A 14501-nucleotide genomic window follows, 5' to 3' on the forward strand; every position below is an offset into this window, starting at 1 on the left:
GTTTATCCCGACCTTCTTTCTCATCGCGGTCTCCCCGGCCTTTGCATGATGCGACAAGGCCCTCGTGAAGAGGGCCTTGAGCGTGTCATGCACCGAGGGGCAGCAGGTCCGCGTAGTCGTCGAGCGCCGGGAAGTGCTGGAAGGTGAGTGGCGGCATCTGGCTGTCGGGGTGGCGGATGCCGAGCTGGTGGGCGATGCCAAATTCGGCCGAGGCGGCCAGGATCCGCTCGCTGTCATCGATGAACAGGGTGCGGGCCGGATCGAATGCCAGCCGAGCGGCCAGCGCCTGCCAGCAGTGCTGGCTCTCCTTCGACCAGCCCAGCTCATGGGTGCTCACCATGAGATCCAGATGCCCGGCAAGGCCGAGGCGCGCATCCTTCACCGACAGGCTGGCGGGATGGGCGTTGGTAAAGAGCACCAGCTGCTTGCCCGCAGCCCGCAGGGCGGCCAGGAAGGGGATGACGTTGGGCCGCCACTGGATCTTCTCCAGGATCTCCTGCTTGAGGGCGCGGATGTCGAGCTCGAGCGTCTGGCTCCAGTAATCGACGCAGTACCAGTCGAGGGTGCCGCTGACGGCCTGATAGCGGGCCTCGATCTGCGCCTTGGCGTCGGCCAGCGGCAGGCCGAGGCGCGCGGCGTAGCGTTCGGGCACCAGCTGCTGCCAGAGGTGGCTGTCAAAATGAAGGTCGATCAGGGTGCCATCCATGTCGAGCAGAACTGTGTCTATCTGGTGCCAGGGCAGTGGGGTGGGCATGGGGCCTCTTTGTGTCGGACGGGGTGGGGAAAACGGGGCGCATTATAACGGATTTTTCAGGCACCTTTCCGGCCCTTGCCCCGTGGTGTTCCCTTGGGGAGTCGTTTACTCTTGAAGCACTCTTTTTTAACGAGCAGTCAGCCCCGATGAGTGACCCCCACAAGTGCAAACCCGAACATATCCGCGTCGAGGCCATGGCCCATGACAAGCGCAAGCCGGAGATCATCAAGGCCGAGCTGGTGGCCGAGAGTCGGCTGTTCAAGGTGGAATCCCTGCATCTGAAATTCAGCAACGGGGAGGAGCGGGTCTACGAGCGGATGCGCGGCGGCAACAGAGGCGCCGTCATGGTGGTGCCTCTGTTCGACGCCCACACCCTGCTGCTGGTGCGCGAATACGCGGCAGGCACTCACTCCTACGAGCTGGGCTTCCCCAAGGGGCTGATCGATCCCGGCGAAGACGCCTTCGAGGCGGGTAACCGGGAGCTGATGGAGGAGGCGGGCTTCGGGGCCCGTGACCTCGTTCCCCTCAAGCAGGTCTCCCTGGCCCCCGGCTATTTTTCCAGCCGGATGGACATACTGCTGGCGCGGGATCTCTACCCGGAGCAGCGGATCGGCGATGAGCCCGAGCCCCTCGAGGTGATCCCCTGGCCCCTCAATCGCATCGACGAATTGCTGGCGCGACCCGACTTCACAGAGTCGCGCAGCATCAGTGCCCTGCTGCTGGCCAGCAAATGGCTGGCGGAGCAGGAAGGCTAGCCCAAGCCTGGGCAAAGGTAATAAAAACAGAGGATAACAAGATGCAGGAGTTGTTGGCCTGGATACCTGGGGTCAAGGAGATAGCCCGCGAAGCGGGGCGTATCCTTCACGAAATCTATCACGGCGGTCAGTTCGAGCGTCAGCTGAAGGAGGATGCGACCCCGGTCACCAGTGCCGATCTTGCTGCCGATGCCTACCTCAAGCAGGCGCTGTCGGCGCTCACCCCCCATGTGCCCGTGCTGACCGAAGAGGCGGCCGATGTGCCCTTCAGCCAGCGTGCCAACTGGCGGCAATACTGGCTGGTGGATCCCCTGGACGGCACCGGCGAGTTCATCGCCGGCAGCGGTGACTTCGCCACCCTGATCGCCCTGGTGCAGGACAATGTCCCCGTGCTCGGCGTCATCTATGCCCCCGAGGCCGACGTGCTCTACTGGGCGGTGCGCGGCCACGGCGCCTTCAAGGAGGTGAACGGCGAGGTGCATCCCATCAGCGCCATGCACCACGAGCACGATCAGCCCGACTCCCTGGTGGTGGCCATCAGCCGCCGCCAGAAACTGGAGAACCTGACCCGCCGCCTCAACCCGGCCATCAACTACGAGCTGATCCCGCTCGGCTCCAGCTCCCTCAAGTCCTGCTTGGTGGCGGAAGGGGCGGCAGACTGCTACGTGCGGCTCGGCCCCACCGGCGAGTGGGACACCGCCGCCGCCCAGTGCATCGTCGAGGCGGCGGGAGGGCGTATCCTCAGCCTGGCGTTGCAGCCGCTCAGCTACAACGAAACGGAGTCGCTGGAGAACCCTGACTTCATAGTGATGGGGGACCCGGATCTCGACTGGGGCAAGATCCTGACTCACTGAGCCGGTTGAAATGCAGCCGAATCATCCAATCAGGCGGCCTCGTGGTCGCCTGATTGCTTGGTGTGATCCGCTGGCTTTTCGCGGCATATTCAGGGGTATTCGCTACTTTAATGGATTGCTGTAGTGGATCATCACAGCCAAACCCAAAGTGCTGGCATCTATTTTCAGGTAATTCTAAAAAACCCGCATCGGTCGAAATAAAAAATCGACCAATAGTTATATTTTGGTTTTATATTTCGATAAATTGCCTGTTTAAAGGTTTATAAGAACAGGGTGGGCTGGGAATCACGCCCAATCTCACTGGCTGAACCGAGCTTTGCCAGTGAGATCTGCCAACCTCCATTTTTGAGAATTAAATGCTAAAGGAGCACAATATTCTTAGATTTTAATACTATATATAAGTGGTTTATCAATGAGTTCATCTGCAGAGGTCTCCCGGGAGTTATCCGGTTCCCACTCCACCACTGCCAGCACCGGCTGGCGTCGTCACGATACCCACTGGGTCATCAGCCTGTTTGGCACCGCCGTTGGCGCTGGCATCCTCTTCCTGCCCATCAACCTGGGTCTGGGGGGCATCTGGCCCCTCGTCATAGTCGCAGTGCTGGCCGGCCCCATGACCTTCCTGGCCCATCGCGGGCTGGCGCGCTTCGTGCTTTCTTCCTCCCGCCCCCACGCCGACTTCACCGAGGTAGCGGAGGAGCACTTCGGCAAGATGGCCGGTCGCCTCATCTCGGCGCTCTACTTCCTCTCCATCTTCCCTATCCTGCTCATCTACGGCGTCGGGCTGACCAATACGGTGGAGAGCTTCATGATCAACCAGCTCGGCATGGATGCCCCGAACCGGGTGATGCTCTCCGGCCTGCTGGTGTTCGCCATGATCGCCGTGATGATGGCGGGGGAGAAGGCGATGCTGCGGGCCTTTGCCTTCATGGTCTACCCCCTGGCGGCCATTCTGGCGGCGCTCTCCTGCTATTTGATCCCCCAGTGGCACTGGCCGGAGGCGACCGCCTTCGAGGGGACCAGCTTCCTCAACACCGTCTGGCTGGCGCTGCCGGTGACGGTGTTCGCCTTCAGCCACGCCGCTGCCATCTCCGGCTTTGCCAACGTGCAGCGCCGTGAATATGGCGAGCAGGCGGAGGCCAAGAGCGGCCTGATCCTGCGCAACACCACAGTGATGCTGGTGGGCTTCGTGCTCTTCTTCGTCTTCTCCTGCGTGCTGAGCCTCTCGCCAGCCCAGCTGGCCGAGGCCAAGGCCCAGAACGTCTCGGTGCTCTCCTATCTTGCCAACATCACCGACAACCCCGTGATAGTGACGCTGGGGCCGCTCATCGCCTTCATCGCCATCAGCTCCTCCTTCCTCGGCCACTTCCTCGGGGCCCGCGAGAGCCTCAAGAGCCTGATCGCCAAGCCCACCGGCCTGCCGCTGGCCAAGGCGGACAAGCTCGGCATCGCCCTGATGTTCTTCGCCATCTGGGGAGCGGCTGTGATCAACCCCGGCATCCTCGGCCTGATGGAGACCCTCTCCGGCCCCGTCATCGCCATGATCCTCTTCATCATGCCGGTGGTGGCCATCTACAAGGTGGAGGCGCTGGCCCGCTTCCGCCAGGGCTGGGTGAACGGCTTTATCCTGCTGACCGGCTCGCTCTCGGTCTCGGCCCTGGTCTTCAGCCTGCTGAAGTAACAGCGGCGCTGCGGCCAAAAAAGAAGAGGCGACCCTTGGGTCGCCTCTTCTTTTTTCATGGGGTACAGGGCCTCAGCCCAGCTTGGCGCCGTTCTCCACCGCCTGCTCCGGGATGGCCATCACCACGGCGCCATCGGCCCGGTAGAAGCCGGTCAGCAGAAACTCCGACTGTATGGGGCCTATCTGCTTGGCCGGGAAGTTCACCACCGCCACTATCTGACGCCCCACCAGATCCTCCGGCTGATAGAGATCCGTGATCTGGGCGCTGCTCTTGCGTACCCCGAGCTCAGGGCCGAAATCCGCCCATACCTTGTAGGCGGGTTTGCGCGCCTCGGGGAAGGGCTCGACCCGCACCAGGGTGCCCACTCTCAGCTCCACCATCTCGAACTGCTGCCAGCTTATGGTCTGCATCTTGGCTCCTCCTTTCACACACCTTGCATTGGCCCCAGCATGCCTCGAAACGACAGCCCCTGTCTTCGGCAAGGGGCCGGACTGTTATGGCTGCGGGCCGTTTTGCTGGCGCCAGCGCGACGGGGTCAGCCCCGTCTCGGTCAGGAAGCGCTCGGCGAAGGCCCCCTGATCCTGATAGCCGCAGCGGCTGGCCACCTCGCCGATGGGCAGGGCACTGTGGGCCAGCAGGGTGCGTGCCAGCGCCATGCGCCGCCCGCGGATGTAGTGGGAGGCGCTCATGCCGAACTGCTGGCGAAAGGCGTGCTTGAACTGGCTCTGGCCGAGGCAGGCAACAGCGGCGAGCCGCCCGTTGCCAAGGGGCTCGGCGAGGTGGGCCTCGATGTGGCGCTGCACTCTTGTCATGCGCGGAGCCAGGGTTGGGCCCATGCCCTGACCCTGGGCCAGGAGGCTCAGCCAGATCTGCTCCATGCCGGCCACATGACGACCCTGGCGCACCATCTGATGCAGGAAGGCGAGGTAGTGGCGCTGGGGCTCGTCCAGCGGGATGAAGGGGCGCTCGCCGAGGGGCGCGGGCAGCCAGTGGCTCTCCTGCACCAGGAAGGAGAGCGCCGGGTCGGCGGCGTAGTCGTGACGTTCACCCGGGGCTATGACGCAGGCAAAGCCAGGGGCGAGGCGGCGCCCCTGGCCCTGCACCTCGATCTCGAGGGGGCCGTCCAGGGGGATCACCAGCTGGGCGAAGTCGTGGCTGTGGCTGCTGATGTCGCTCTGGTAGTGGCGCAGGCTGAACGGGCAGGGGGCGGATAGGGATGACGCGGCACCGGGCCGCGTCATCGAAGAGGGGGGATTATGTGCCATGGGCCACCGTATTACTCGGCGTCGAAATCTTCGATCTCTTTGCCCAGCGCCTCCATGATGGCGCGCGCCTCGGCGGGGACGCTGTCCGGATGATCCTTGCGCAGATCGTCGTCACAGGGCAGCGGTTGACCGGTGAATGCGTGCAGGAAGGCCTCACAGAGCAGCTCGCTGTTGGTCGCATGACGCAGGTTGTTCACCTGGCGACGGGTGCGCTCATCGGTCAACACCTTCAGCACCTTGAGCGGGATCGAGACGGTAATCTTCTTGACCTGTTCGCTCTTCTTGCCGTGCTCCGCATAGGGGCTGACGTAGTCGCCGTTCCACTCTGTACCCATGTTCCACCTGTTCTCGTTTGGCCGTGAGCGCGGATTTTAACCCTTAAGGAATTCAATGGCAATCCAACAGCAAAGCCATTTAGACGTCTAGAAGTGTTGACGGCTTTTTTGAGGTGGCGTAAGGTGGTTCACCATAGGCCAGCAATGGCAGGATAGCCGTGGCAGAGGCACAGCGGCCATCGTCCAGAGACACTTCAAGGAGAGCGGAAATGACCCACAAGGCCACCCTGGCGGTACGTTGTATCGGACATAGAGACAGATCAACTGCACAGTCACAGCGCCAAGGAGAGCATCATGAGTCATAAGGCCACCCTGGCGGTACGCACCGGGATTGAGACAGACACACAGCACGGTGCCGTTGTGCCCCCCATCTACCTCTCCAGCAACTACACCTTTGCCGACTTTGGCGAGCCCCGTCAATACGATTATGCCCGCTCCGGCAACCCGACCCGCACCAATCTGGCGGACGCGCTGGCGGCCCTGGAAGGGGGCGCCGGCGCCGTGGTGACCGGCACCGGCATGGGAGCCGTCCATCTGGTGACCACGGCCCTGCTCAAGGCGGGGGATCTGCTGATCGCCCCCCACGACTGCTACGGCGGTACCTGGCGCCTGTTCGAGTATCTGGCGGCCAAGGGCCACTACAGGGTCCAGTTCGTCGATCAGGGGGATGAAGCCGCGCTCGCCGAGGCCCTGGCGCAGCAACCGGCCCTGGTGTGGGTGGAGACCCCCTCCAACCCGCTGCTGCGGGTGGTGGACGTGGCCGCCATCGCCGCCGCCTCCCATGAGGTGGGTGCCAAGGTGGTGGTGGACAACACCTTCCTCTCCCCGCTGCTGCAACAGCCGCTGGCCCTCGGCGCCGATGTGGTGGTGCACTCCACCACCAAGTACATCAACGGCCACTCCGACGTGGTGGGCGGGGTAGCGATCGCCAAGGAGCAGACGCTGGCCGACTCCCTGGTGTGGTGGGCCAACTGTCTGGGGCTCACCTCCGGCGCCTTCGATTCCTACCTCACCCTGCGTGGCCTGCGCACCCTGGCGCCGCGCCTGCGTGCCCATCAGGAGAACACGGACAGGATCCTGGCCTTCCTGCAACAGCAGCCGCTGGTCAAAAAAATCTATCACCCCAGCCTGCCAAGCCACCCGGGCCACGAGATTGCGCGCCGTCAACAGTCCGGCTTCGGCGCCATGCTAAGTTTTGAACTCGATTGCAACGAGACGGGGCTGCGCGCCTTCCTCGCGGCGCTGCGGCTGTTCTCGGTGGCGGAGTCCCTCGGCGGGGTGGAGAGTCTGGTGGCCCATCCGGCCAGCATGACCCACAGGGCCATGACTCCGGCGGCGCAGCAGGCGGCGGGCATCAGCGCCCAGTTGCTGCGCCTCTCTGTGGGCATAGAACACGGTGAAGACCTGGTGGCCGATCTGGCTCAAGGCTTTGAACAGGCGCAGTTGGCACAACAGGCAGAACAGGTGAAGTAATGGAACAGCAACAACAAGGAGAGAGTGCGGTGACGGCAGAGAGAGCCTTGAAGCGGCGTCATGTGCACAAGTTTGGCGGCAGCAGTCTGGCGGATCCTGTCTGCTATCGCCGGGTCGCCAGCATTCTCGAACAGCAGGCCGAGCAGCAGGGCGGGGGCAGAGAGCTGGTGGTGGTCTCCGCCGCCGGCAAGACCACCAACCGGCTGATCCAGCTGGTGGAGCTGGCCGAGGCGGGTGACGAGGCCGCGGGCGAAGCCATCACTGCCCTGCACGCCTACCAGCAGAGTCTGATCGACGGCCTGCTGGAGGGGGAGTTGCTGCTCGACTTGAGCAAGCAGCTGACCGACGACATGCAGCAGATCGCCAAGACCCTGGAAGGGCAGTTTGATCGCTTCGAGCGCAACGGCCTGCTGGCCTTTGGCGAGGTGTGGTCGGCACGCCTGCTGGCCGCCCTGCTCAGCAGCCGTGGCGACAAGGCCATCTGGCTCGACGCCCGCAGCTTCCTGCGCGCCGAGGATGGCGCCCTGGTCAAGGTGGATGCCGCCATCTCCGGCGAGCTGCTTAAGGCGCGTCTGGCGGAGCACCCCGGCCGCATAGTGGTGACCGGCTTCATCGCCGCCGACATGGAAGGAAGATCTTTGCTGCTCGGCCGCAACGGCTCCGACTACAGCGCCAGCCTCTTGGCCGCCCTGGCGGACGGGGAGTCCACCACCATCTGGAGCGACGTGGCCGGTGTCTACAGCGCGGATCCGCGCCGGGTGAAGGAGGCGCGCCTGCTGGAGCGCCTGAGTCTGGCGGAGGCCAACGAGCTGGCCCGCCTCGGCTCCTCCGTGCTCCATTCCCGTACTTTGCAACCCGTGGCCGACAGCCGCCAGCGCCTCACCCTGCGCTGCAGCTACAACCCGGACGAGGGCTGCACCCACATACTGCGCCGGGCACCGCGCTCCGGCGGGGCGCGCATCGTCTCCTCGGTGGATCAGATAGCCCTCATCGAACTCAAGGTGCTGCCCCAGACAGGTTATGAGCAGACGGTGGCCGCCATCGAGGCCCATCTTACCCGTCATCGCCTCAACCCGCTCACCCTGCAGCGTCAGCCGGATCGGCGGGTGCTGCGCCTGGCCTACACCCTGGAAGTGGCGGAAGGGGCCTTCGAGATACTGCGCGACTTCCAGCTGCAGGGCAGCTTCACCGGTCTCATCCAGAAAGAGGGATTCAGTCTGGTGGCCCTGGTGGGGGCTGGCGTGACCGACAACGCCGAGCAGTGTCACCGCTTCTATCAGCTGCTGGCGGATCAGCCGCTGGAGTTCGTGCAGGTGGCCAGAGACGGCCTGAGTCTGGTGGCCGTGGTGCGCCAGGTGGTGCTGGAGCCCCTGCTCATCGCCCTGCACAGCGCCCTGTTCAGCCGCCCGACCCGGGTCGGTCTGGTGGTGTTCGGCAAGGGCAATATCGGCGGTCACTGGCTGGCGCTTTACGCCCGCGAGAAGGCGCGGCTCGAGCACGAGCTCAATCTGGCGCTCACCCTCTACGGGGTGTTCAGCTCGGAAGGGGGTCTGCTGGACGAGGAGGGGCTGGATCCCCTCAAGGTGCGTGACAACTTCAATCCCAGGCCGCTGATCTGGCCGGAACTGCTCTCCCAGCTGGAGCAGCACGGTTTCGATGCCCTGATAGCGCTGGACATGACCGCCAGCGAGACGGTGAGCCGCTACTACCCGGACTTCGCCCAGCTCGGCTGCCACATCATCGCCGCCAACAAGTTTGCCGGTGCCGCCGACAGCGAGTTCTACCAGCGCATCAAGCAGAGCTGCCGCGATCATCAGGTGCAGTGGCGTTACAACGCCACAGTGGGGGCCGGGCTGCCCATCCAGTCCAGCATCCAGATGCTGCGCCAGAGTGGCGACCACATCCAGGGGGTCTCCGGCATCTTCTCCGGCACCCTCTCCTGGCTGTTCCAGCAATATGACGGCACGCGCCCCTTCTCCGAGCTGGTGGACGAGGCCTGGCAGCACGGCCTGACCGAGCCGGATCCCCGCGAGGATCTCTCCGGCCAGGACGTGCGCAGGAAGCTGCTCATTCTGGCGCGGGAGGCGGGCTTCGAGCTCGACTCCGCCGACATCGAGCTGGAGAACCTGGTGCCCGTCTCCCTGCGCAAGGTGAGCACGGATCAGTTCATGGACAGGCTGAAAGATCTGGATGATCCCATCCAGACCGCCTTCGAGGGGGCCCGCCGGGTCGGCAAGGTGCTGCGCTACGTCGCCCGCTTCGAGCACGACGGCAAGGCGCGGGTCGGACTGGAGACCCTGGAGCCCCACCACCCGTTCGCCAACTTGCTGCCCTGTGACAACGTGTTCGCCATCGAGAGCGACAGCTATCGCACCAACCCCCTGGTCATTCAGGGGCCGGGGGCGGGCCGGGAAGTGACGGCCGCCGCCATTCAGTACGATCTGTGGCAGATCTGCGCCAGCCTCTAAGAGCCTGGTGGATGACACAAAGAAGAGGCGCCCCTGGGCGCCTCTTCTCGTTGGTGGTCACAATGCCTTACCAGAACAGCTTGCCCAGCAGGGGGGCGAGCAGCACTGTGGCCATGCCGGCTATCATCATCACCATGCTGGAGACCACCCCCTCCTCGTTGCCCATCTGATAGGCCCGGGCCGTGCCAGCCCCGTGGGCCGAGGCGCCAAAACCCGCCCCCTTGCCGAGGCGGCTGCGGATGGCGAGCACCGTCAGCACGCTCTCCCCCACCGCCATGCCGATCACCCCGGTCAGCACCACGAACAGAGCGGTGAGATCGGCGTTGCCGCCCACAGATCGGGTCGCCTCCACCGCGAAGGGTGTGGTGATGGATCTCATGGCCATGCTGCGCTGCAGCAGCTCGGAGAGGTTCAACCAGCGGGCCAGCAGCACAGTGCTGCCCACCGCCATCACCACCGAGGTCACCACCCCCACCGACAGGGAGAGCCAGTGGCGGCGCATCAGCGCGCGGTTCTCGTAGACCGGCACCGCGAAGGCGACGGTGGCCGGGCCCAGCAGCCAGAGCAGCCAGTGGGATTCGGCCATGTAGTCCTGATAGGGGATGTGGAACAGCACCACCACCGCCACCAGCAGGGCAGGGGCCAGCAGCAGCGGCATCAGGGGCAGGATGCGCTTCTTGCCATAGAGCCACTTGCTGGCGTAGTAGAACAGCAGGGTGAGGGCGAAGCAGAGCAGGCCGAGCAGGGTGTCAGACATGGCGGCGACTCCGGCGGGCCAGCTTCAGCTCCAGGCGATAGACCCTGTCCACCACCAGGGCCGTGGTGCCCAGCACCAGAGTGGTGCTGATCAGCAAGACCAGCATGATGCGCCACCCCTCCTGCAACAGCAGATCCTGATAGTTGACCACGGCCACCACGGCGGGCACGAAGAACAGCAGCATCTCCGCCAGCAGCCAGCGGGCACCTGCGCTGAACCACTGGGCCTTGACTACCCCGAGAAGGATGCAGATGAGCAGCAGCAACATGCCGGTAAGGTTGGCGGGCAGGGGCAGGTGGAAGGTGCGTACCGCTGTGTCGGCCAGCAGCCAGATGGCCGCCAGCAGGGCGATTTGGAAGGGGGTTTGCAACCAGCGAAGGCAGAAGGCTTTCATGATGGGCGTCTTTCTGTGAACCTGGTCACAGTATAAGGGTGGGCCAAACCTGCAAAAAATGAATTTAAATTATGAAAAATATGCCAAATTGGCATTATTTGGCGATCACCCCAGACGAGCGTCCCATGGATATCCGAGCCCTGCGTTACTTTGTCGAACTGGTGCGTGAGAAGAGCTTCACCCGCGCCTCAGAGAAGCTGTTCGTCACCCAGCCCACCATCAGCAAGATGATCCGCAACATGGAGGAGGAGCTGGGCCAGCCCCTGCTCAATCGGGAGGGGCACAGTTTCACCCTGACCGACAGCGGCCAGGTGCTGTTTGCCCGTGGCCAGCTGATCCTGGCCCAGATGCAGCAGCTGGAGGCGGAGCTCGCGGATCTGCAGAGCCTGCAGCACGGGCGCCTGGCGCTGGGCATACCGCCCATGGTGGGTCACGTCTATGCGGATCTCATCCGTGCCTACCGTAGCCGCTACCCCAAGGTGGAGCTCTCCATAGTGGAGTACGGCGGGCGCCGCATCGAGCAGGCGGTGCTGGAGGGGGAGCTGGATCTCGCCATCACCATGCTGCCGACCAAGGAAGAGGGAGCCCTGAGCACCCTGGAGCTGGATCGTTATCCCATCCAGGTGGTGCTGCCTGACCAGCCCCGCTGGCGGGCGTGTGCCGAGATCCGGCTGGCGGATCTGCAGGAGGAGCCTTTCCTGCTCTACACCCAGGCCTTCACCCTGAGCGAGCGGCTGGAGCAGGCCTGCCAGCAGGCGGGCTTTACCCCCCAGGTGGCGGCGCGCAGCAGCCAGTGGGATTTTCTCACCGCCATGGTGCGCAGCGGCATGGGGGTCGCCTTCCTGCCCGAGCCCATCTGCCGGCGGCTGACCCCGGACGGCCTGGTGTTGAGGCCCTTGATGCCGGAGCTAAGCTGGCGTCTCGGAGTGATCTGGCCGAGTCGGCGCTACCTCTCCCGCACCGCCGAGGCCTGGCTCGCCCTGTGTCGCGAGCAGGGGGGGCGTGGCTAGGCGCTACTTGCCGACCCTGTCCGCCTTGTCGTGGGGAGGCATGCCGAAGGCATCCCGGGCCGGATCATAGAGATAGGATCTGTAGTCGCTTCCCTCGCCGGGCAGATGGGGGTTGTTCAGCCTGAACAGCTGGCGCGAGGCAAGTTGGGTGAACGCCAGGGAAGGTTGGAAATGCTGGCGCCAGAGCCGCTTGAGGGAACCGTCCTGCCAGGCCAGCCGCAGGCCGAGCTGGATGCGCTCGCGCTCCTTGTGGTAGGTGGCATGACTGTAGAAGGCGTGGATCAGCGGGTAGAAGAGGGCCACATGGGGATCGACGGTGAGGGTCGGCAGCCTGGGGTGGTGAGTCTCCCACTCCGCCAGTATCTCGTTGGCGCCGCGACAGAAGAGATCGACCCTGCCACGGGCCACCATGCGAAACAGCGACTCGTAGTTGTCCACCTCCTGCACCTGGAAGCCGTTGTGGCGCAGGATGTCGGCATCCTGCCACCCCTTGCCACTCCCCTGACTGAACGCCTGAAGCTGGGCCAGGGTACGGACCCCGGCCAGCGCCTCAGCACGGTCGGCGCCGACGAAGCAGACCCGGTAACCGAGAATGCCGAGATCGATGGGGAAGGGGATCAGGCTGACCTTGGGGTGAGGCGTCTTCTGGGGCCAGTTGTCGACGATGAAGAGGGCATTCTTGCCCGCTTTTTGCACCTCGAGCCGCATCCGCGCCTTGTTCATCTTGAGGGAGTCACGCAGCTCGTAGTCGCCATATTGCTGGCGGGTCTTCTCCAGTGCCAGCCGCATCGCCTCCCGGTAGTAGTCCATGCGGGCATCCTGTTCGTTTTCCGGGCTGAGCAGGGTAAATCGGGTGGCCGCCATCGGGCAGGAGGAGAGGGAGAGCGTGAGGAGCAGGAGCAGGAGTCGATACATCTTGGCCGGGTTCTACAACGGGATTGTGCCCATTATAGTTCGGTGCCCCACCGGCGACACAGCGCTAATGGCCCCCGGCTCCTCTGACCTCTATGCCTGGCCTCAGACGGCTTTTGTCAGCGAACCCCATTGGCGACACAGTGCGCTTGTTGGGCCCGGACGCCTCTGACTTCTGGGCCTGGCCTCAGACGGCATTTATCTGCGACCTCAACAGGCAGCAGAGTGTGATGATGGGGCCCGGGCTCTGCTGGCCTAACCTCAGACCGATTCCATCAGAGTGCCCAGCTGGCGACACAGCTGGCGCAGGGTCTGGTTGTCGAGGCAGCCGAAGCCGAGCAACCAGCCCTCCCGGGTAGGAGGGGCGAGGTGGAACTGGCGCAGGGGGCGCAGCCCCAACCCCCGGGCATTGGCCGCCTCGGTCCAGCGGGCCTCGCCCCCGGCAGGAAGCAGCACGGCGCACTGCAGCCCGGCGCCGCTGTGGATGGGGGTGAGCCTGGGGCAGTGCTCGGCCAGCTCGGCCAGCAGCAGATCCCTCCGGCTCTGGTAGAGGAGGCGGCTCTGGCGCAGGTGGGTGGCGAAGTAGCCGGCGCGGATGAAGTCCGCGGTGACCGCCTGCTGCAGCTGGTTGCTGTGGCCGTCGACGGCGGCGCGGGCCCGGCTGAAGGCCTCCATCAGGGGGCGCGGCAAGACCAGGTAGGCGAGGCGCAAGGAACCAAACAGCACCTTGCTGAAGGTCCCCACATAGAGGACGCGCCCCTGGCCATCCAGCCCCTGCAAGGCGGGGAGTGGCCGCTGATCGTACTGGTACTCCCCGTCGTAGTCGTCCTCCAGGATCCAGGCTCCGCGCCGTTCGGCCTCCGCCAGCAGAGCCATGCGGCGCGGCAGGCTCATGGGGACGCCCAGGGGGTACTGGTGGGCCGGGGTGCAGTAGATGAGCCTGGGGCTGGGGTGTTCACCGGCAGGGTTGAGCCCCTCCTCGTCCACCGGCACCGGGTGGATGCGGGCGCCGGCGCTCTCCATGGCGGTACGGGCGCCGGGATAACCCGGATCCTCCACCCAGACGGTGTCACCGGCATCGATGAGCAGCTGGGTCGCCAGCAATATGCCCTGCTGGGAGCTGGTGAGGATCAGGATCTGCTCCGGTTCGCACACCACGCCCCGCGACTGCACCAGGTAGCTGCTGATGGCGGCGCGAAGCTCCCCCAACCCCTGGGGATCCCCGTAATTCATCCAGTCGCTGGCCCCCTGGCGCCACTGCTGCTGCATCAGGCGACCCCAGAGCGCCTGGGGAAAGAGGCGGGGATCCGGCTGGCTGGAGGCAAAGGAGTTGCCCACCTCTGGCACCTCGTGGCAGGCCCCCCCTTGTGCCATCTCCTGACCGCGGCGAGAAAGCCCCGCCGCCGACTGGGCCGGGCGCGGCGCGGGGCGCACCGCCGCCAGGGCGACGAAGCTGCCGGCACCCACCTTGCGCACCAGATACCCCTCCGCCTCCAGCCGGCCATAGGCCAGCTCCACTGTGCTGCGGGAGACGCCGAGATCCCGGGCCAGCATGCGGCTGGCCGGCAGCCTGCCGTGCAGCGGCAGATGGCCCGCCAGTATGGCCTCCCGCAGGGTACGTACCAGCTGCTCATGGAGCGGCAGCTCGCCGTGTTGTTGATTGGCAAAGAGGGTCGGCAGGACTGTCATGATTGGCCTCCTCTGGGCTGGGGCAGGTGGCCCCCCCATACGGTCATGGCCCCCCGCAGGGTGCGTACCAGCTGTTCGTGCAGGGGAAGATCGTTTTGCTGCTGGTCGGCAAAGAGGGTCGGCAGGACGGTCATTATGCTGGCTCGCGCTGTG

The 14501-nt window shown here is 64.8% G+C and carries 15 protein-coding genes; 6 read left to right on the forward strand and 9 right to left on the reverse strand.

Going from position 1 to position 14501, the window contains the following annotated elements:
- Positions 1-85 precede the first annotated feature (85 nt).
- The gene (gene yrfG, locus WIR04_RS02965; RefSeq protein ID WP_338890347.1) at positions 86-754 is read right to left on the reverse strand and encodes a GMP/IMP nucleotidase; all 669 of its coding nucleotides are present in this window, start codon (positions 752-754) and stop codon (positions 86-88) included.
- A gap of 146 nt (positions 755-900) precedes the next feature.
- On the opposite strand from yrfG, the gene nudE reads away from it, so the two are divergent.
- The 3 genes from nudE (at position 901) to WIR04_RS02980 (ending at position 4044) form a co-directional block, all read left to right on the forward strand.
- Positions 901-1509, forward strand: coding sequence for an ADP compounds hydrolase NudE (gene nudE / locus WIR04_RS02970; RefSeq protein ID WP_338890349.1), 609 nt, complete (start codon positions 901-903; stop codon positions 1507-1509).
- Positions 1510-1550: 41 nt separating this feature from the next.
- On the forward strand, positions 1551-2363 hold the full coding sequence (cysQ, locus tag WIR04_RS02975; protein ID WP_338890351.1) for a 3'(2'),5'-bisphosphate nucleotidase CysQ: 813 nt from the start codon (positions 1551-1553) through the stop codon (positions 2361-2363).
- Positions 2364-2775: 412 nt separating this feature from the next.
- Positions 2776-4044, forward strand: a complete 1269-nt coding sequence (locus WIR04_RS02980) for an aromatic amino acid transport family protein (RefSeq protein ID WP_307766241.1) — start codon at positions 2776-2778, stop codon at positions 4042-4044.
- A gap of 72 nt (positions 4045-4116) precedes the next feature.
- On the opposite strand, the gene WIR04_RS02985 is transcribed toward WIR04_RS02980, so the two are convergent.
- The 3 genes from WIR04_RS02985 to metJ all read right to left on the reverse strand — a co-directional run bounded on the left by WIR04_RS02985 (position 4117) and on the right by metJ (position 5645).
- Positions 4117-4455, reverse strand: a complete 339-nt coding sequence (locus WIR04_RS02985) for a tRNA-binding protein (RefSeq protein WP_005327160.1) — start codon at positions 4453-4455, stop codon at positions 4117-4119.
- Positions 4456-4539: 84 nt separating this feature from the next.
- Positions 4540-5286 (reverse strand): AraC family transcriptional regulator, encoded by a 747-nt coding sequence (locus tag WIR04_RS02990; RefSeq protein ID WP_338892438.1) that lies wholly within the window; start codon positions 5284-5286, stop codon positions 4540-4542.
- Between the two features lie 35 nt (positions 5287-5321).
- Positions 5322-5645 (reverse strand): met regulon transcriptional regulator MetJ, encoded by a 324-nt coding sequence (gene metJ / locus WIR04_RS02995; protein ID WP_005327165.1) that lies wholly within the window; start codon positions 5643-5645, stop codon positions 5322-5324.
- A gap of 294 nt (positions 5646-5939) precedes the next feature.
- On the opposite strand from metJ, the gene metB reads away from it, so the two are divergent.
- Together metB and WIR04_RS03005 are read left to right on the forward strand one after the other, a co-directional pair.
- Positions 5940-7118 carry a cystathionine gamma-synthase gene (gene metB, locus WIR04_RS03000; RefSeq protein WP_025328324.1) on the forward strand — a complete coding sequence of 393 codons (1179 nt, stop codon included), beginning with the start codon at positions 5940-5942 and terminating at the stop codon, positions 7116-7118.
- Positions 7118-9586, forward strand: a complete 2469-nt coding sequence (locus tag WIR04_RS03005) for a bifunctional aspartate kinase/homoserine dehydrogenase II (RefSeq protein ID WP_338890356.1) — start codon at positions 7118-7120, stop codon at positions 9584-9586. Before metB ends, WIR04_RS03005 begins: the two co-directional genes overlap by 1 nt.
- A 67-nt stretch (positions 9587-9653) precedes the next feature.
- Here the strand turns inward: WIR04_RS03005 and WIR04_RS03010 are convergent, their stop codons facing one another.
- Both WIR04_RS03010 and WIR04_RS03015 read right to left on the reverse strand, forming a co-directional pair.
- The gene (locus WIR04_RS03010; protein WP_338890358.1) at positions 9654-10343 is read right to left on the reverse strand and encodes an LrgB family protein; all 690 of its coding nucleotides are present in this window, start codon (positions 10341-10343) and stop codon (positions 9654-9656) included.
- Positions 10336-10737 (reverse strand): CidA/LrgA family protein, encoded by a 402-nt coding sequence (locus tag WIR04_RS03015; protein WP_338890360.1) that lies wholly within the window; start codon positions 10735-10737, stop codon positions 10336-10338. Before WIR04_RS03015 ends, WIR04_RS03010 begins: the two co-directional genes overlap by 8 nt.
- A 125-nt stretch (positions 10738-10862) precedes the next feature.
- On the opposite strand from WIR04_RS03015, the gene WIR04_RS03020 reads away from it, so the two are divergent.
- Positions 10863-11747, forward strand: coding sequence for a LysR family transcriptional regulator (locus WIR04_RS03020; RefSeq protein WP_338890362.1), 885 nt, complete (start codon positions 10863-10865; stop codon positions 11745-11747).
- A gap of 3 nt (positions 11748-11750) precedes the next feature.
- Here WIR04_RS03020 and WIR04_RS03025 read toward each other — a convergent pair whose 3' ends face one another.
- The 3 genes from WIR04_RS03025 to WIR04_RS03035 all read right to left on the reverse strand — a co-directional run bounded on the left by WIR04_RS03025 (position 11751) and on the right by WIR04_RS03035 (position 14482).
- Complete coding sequence (locus tag WIR04_RS03025) at positions 11751-12662, reverse strand: hypothetical protein (RefSeq protein WP_338890364.1); 912 nt, start codon at positions 12660-12662, stop codon at positions 11751-11753.
- A gap of 258 nt (positions 12663-12920) precedes the next feature.
- Complete coding sequence (locus WIR04_RS03030) at positions 12921-14348, reverse strand: PLP-dependent aminotransferase family protein (RefSeq protein ID WP_338890366.1); 1428 nt, start codon at positions 14346-14348, stop codon at positions 12921-12923.
- The gene (locus WIR04_RS03035) at positions 14345-14482 is read right to left on the reverse strand and encodes a hypothetical protein (RefSeq protein ID WP_338890368.1); all 138 of its coding nucleotides are present in this window, start codon (positions 14480-14482) and stop codon (positions 14345-14347) included. The genes WIR04_RS03030 and WIR04_RS03035 overlap by 4 nt, the downstream gene beginning before the upstream one ends.
- Positions 14483-14501 lie beyond the last annotated feature (19 nt).

It is taken from the genome of Aeromonas rivipollensis (genome assembly GCF_037811135.1).
GTDB classification, from domain to species: Bacteria; Pseudomonadota; Gammaproteobacteria; order Enterobacterales; family Aeromonadaceae; genus Aeromonas; species Aeromonas rivipollensis.

Coding starts and splice junctions, on each gene's coding strand:
- yrfG (WP_338890347.1), bottom strand. CDS start 754: ATGCCCACCCCACTGCCCTGGCACCAGATAGACACAGTTCTGCTCGAC.
- nudE (WP_338890349.1), top strand. CDS start 901: ATGAGTGACCCCCACAAGTGCAAACCCGAACATATCCGCGTCGAGGCC.
- cysQ (WP_338890351.1), top strand. CDS start 1,551: ATGCAGGAGTTGTTGGCCTGGATACCTGGGGTCAAGGAGATAGCCCGC.
- WIR04_RS02980 (WP_307766241.1), top strand. CDS start 2,776: ATGAGTTCATCTGCAGAGGTCTCCCGGGAGTTATCCGGTTCCCACTCC.
- WIR04_RS02985 (WP_005327160.1), bottom strand. CDS start 4,455: ATGCAGACCATAAGCTGGCAGCAGTTCGAGATGGTGGAGCTGAGAGTG.
- WIR04_RS02990 (WP_338892438.1), bottom strand. CDS start 5,286: ATGACGCGGCCCGGTGCCGCGTCATCCCTATCCGCCCCCTGCCCGTTC.
- metJ (WP_005327165.1), bottom strand. CDS start 5,645: ATGGGTACAGAGTGGAACGGCGACTACGTCAGCCCCTATGCGGAGCAC.
- metB (WP_025328324.1), top strand. CDS start 5,940: ATGAGTCATAAGGCCACCCTGGCGGTACGCACCGGGATTGAGACAGAC.
- WIR04_RS03005 (WP_338890356.1), top strand. CDS start 7,118: ATGGAACAGCAACAACAAGGAGAGAGTGCGGTGACGGCAGAGAGAGCC.
- WIR04_RS03010 (WP_338890358.1), bottom strand. CDS start 10,343: ATGTCTGACACCCTGCTCGGCCTGCTCTGCTTCGCCCTCACCCTGCTG.
- WIR04_RS03015 (WP_338890360.1), bottom strand. CDS start 10,737: ATGAAAGCCTTCTGCCTTCGCTGGTTGCAAACCCCCTTCCAAATCGCC.
- WIR04_RS03020 (WP_338890362.1), top strand. CDS start 10,863: ATGGATATCCGAGCCCTGCGTTACTTTGTCGAACTGGTGCGTGAGAAG.
- WIR04_RS03025 (WP_338890364.1), bottom strand. CDS start 12,662: ATGTATCGACTCCTGCTCCTGCTCCTCACGCTCTCCCTCTCCTCCTGC.
- WIR04_RS03030 (WP_338890366.1), bottom strand. CDS start 14,348: ATGACAGTCCTGCCGACCCTCTTTGCCAATCAACAACACGGCGAGCTG.
- WIR04_RS03035 (WP_338890368.1), bottom strand. CDS start 14,482: ATGACCGTCCTGCCGACCCTCTTTGCCGACCAGCAGCAAAACGATCTT.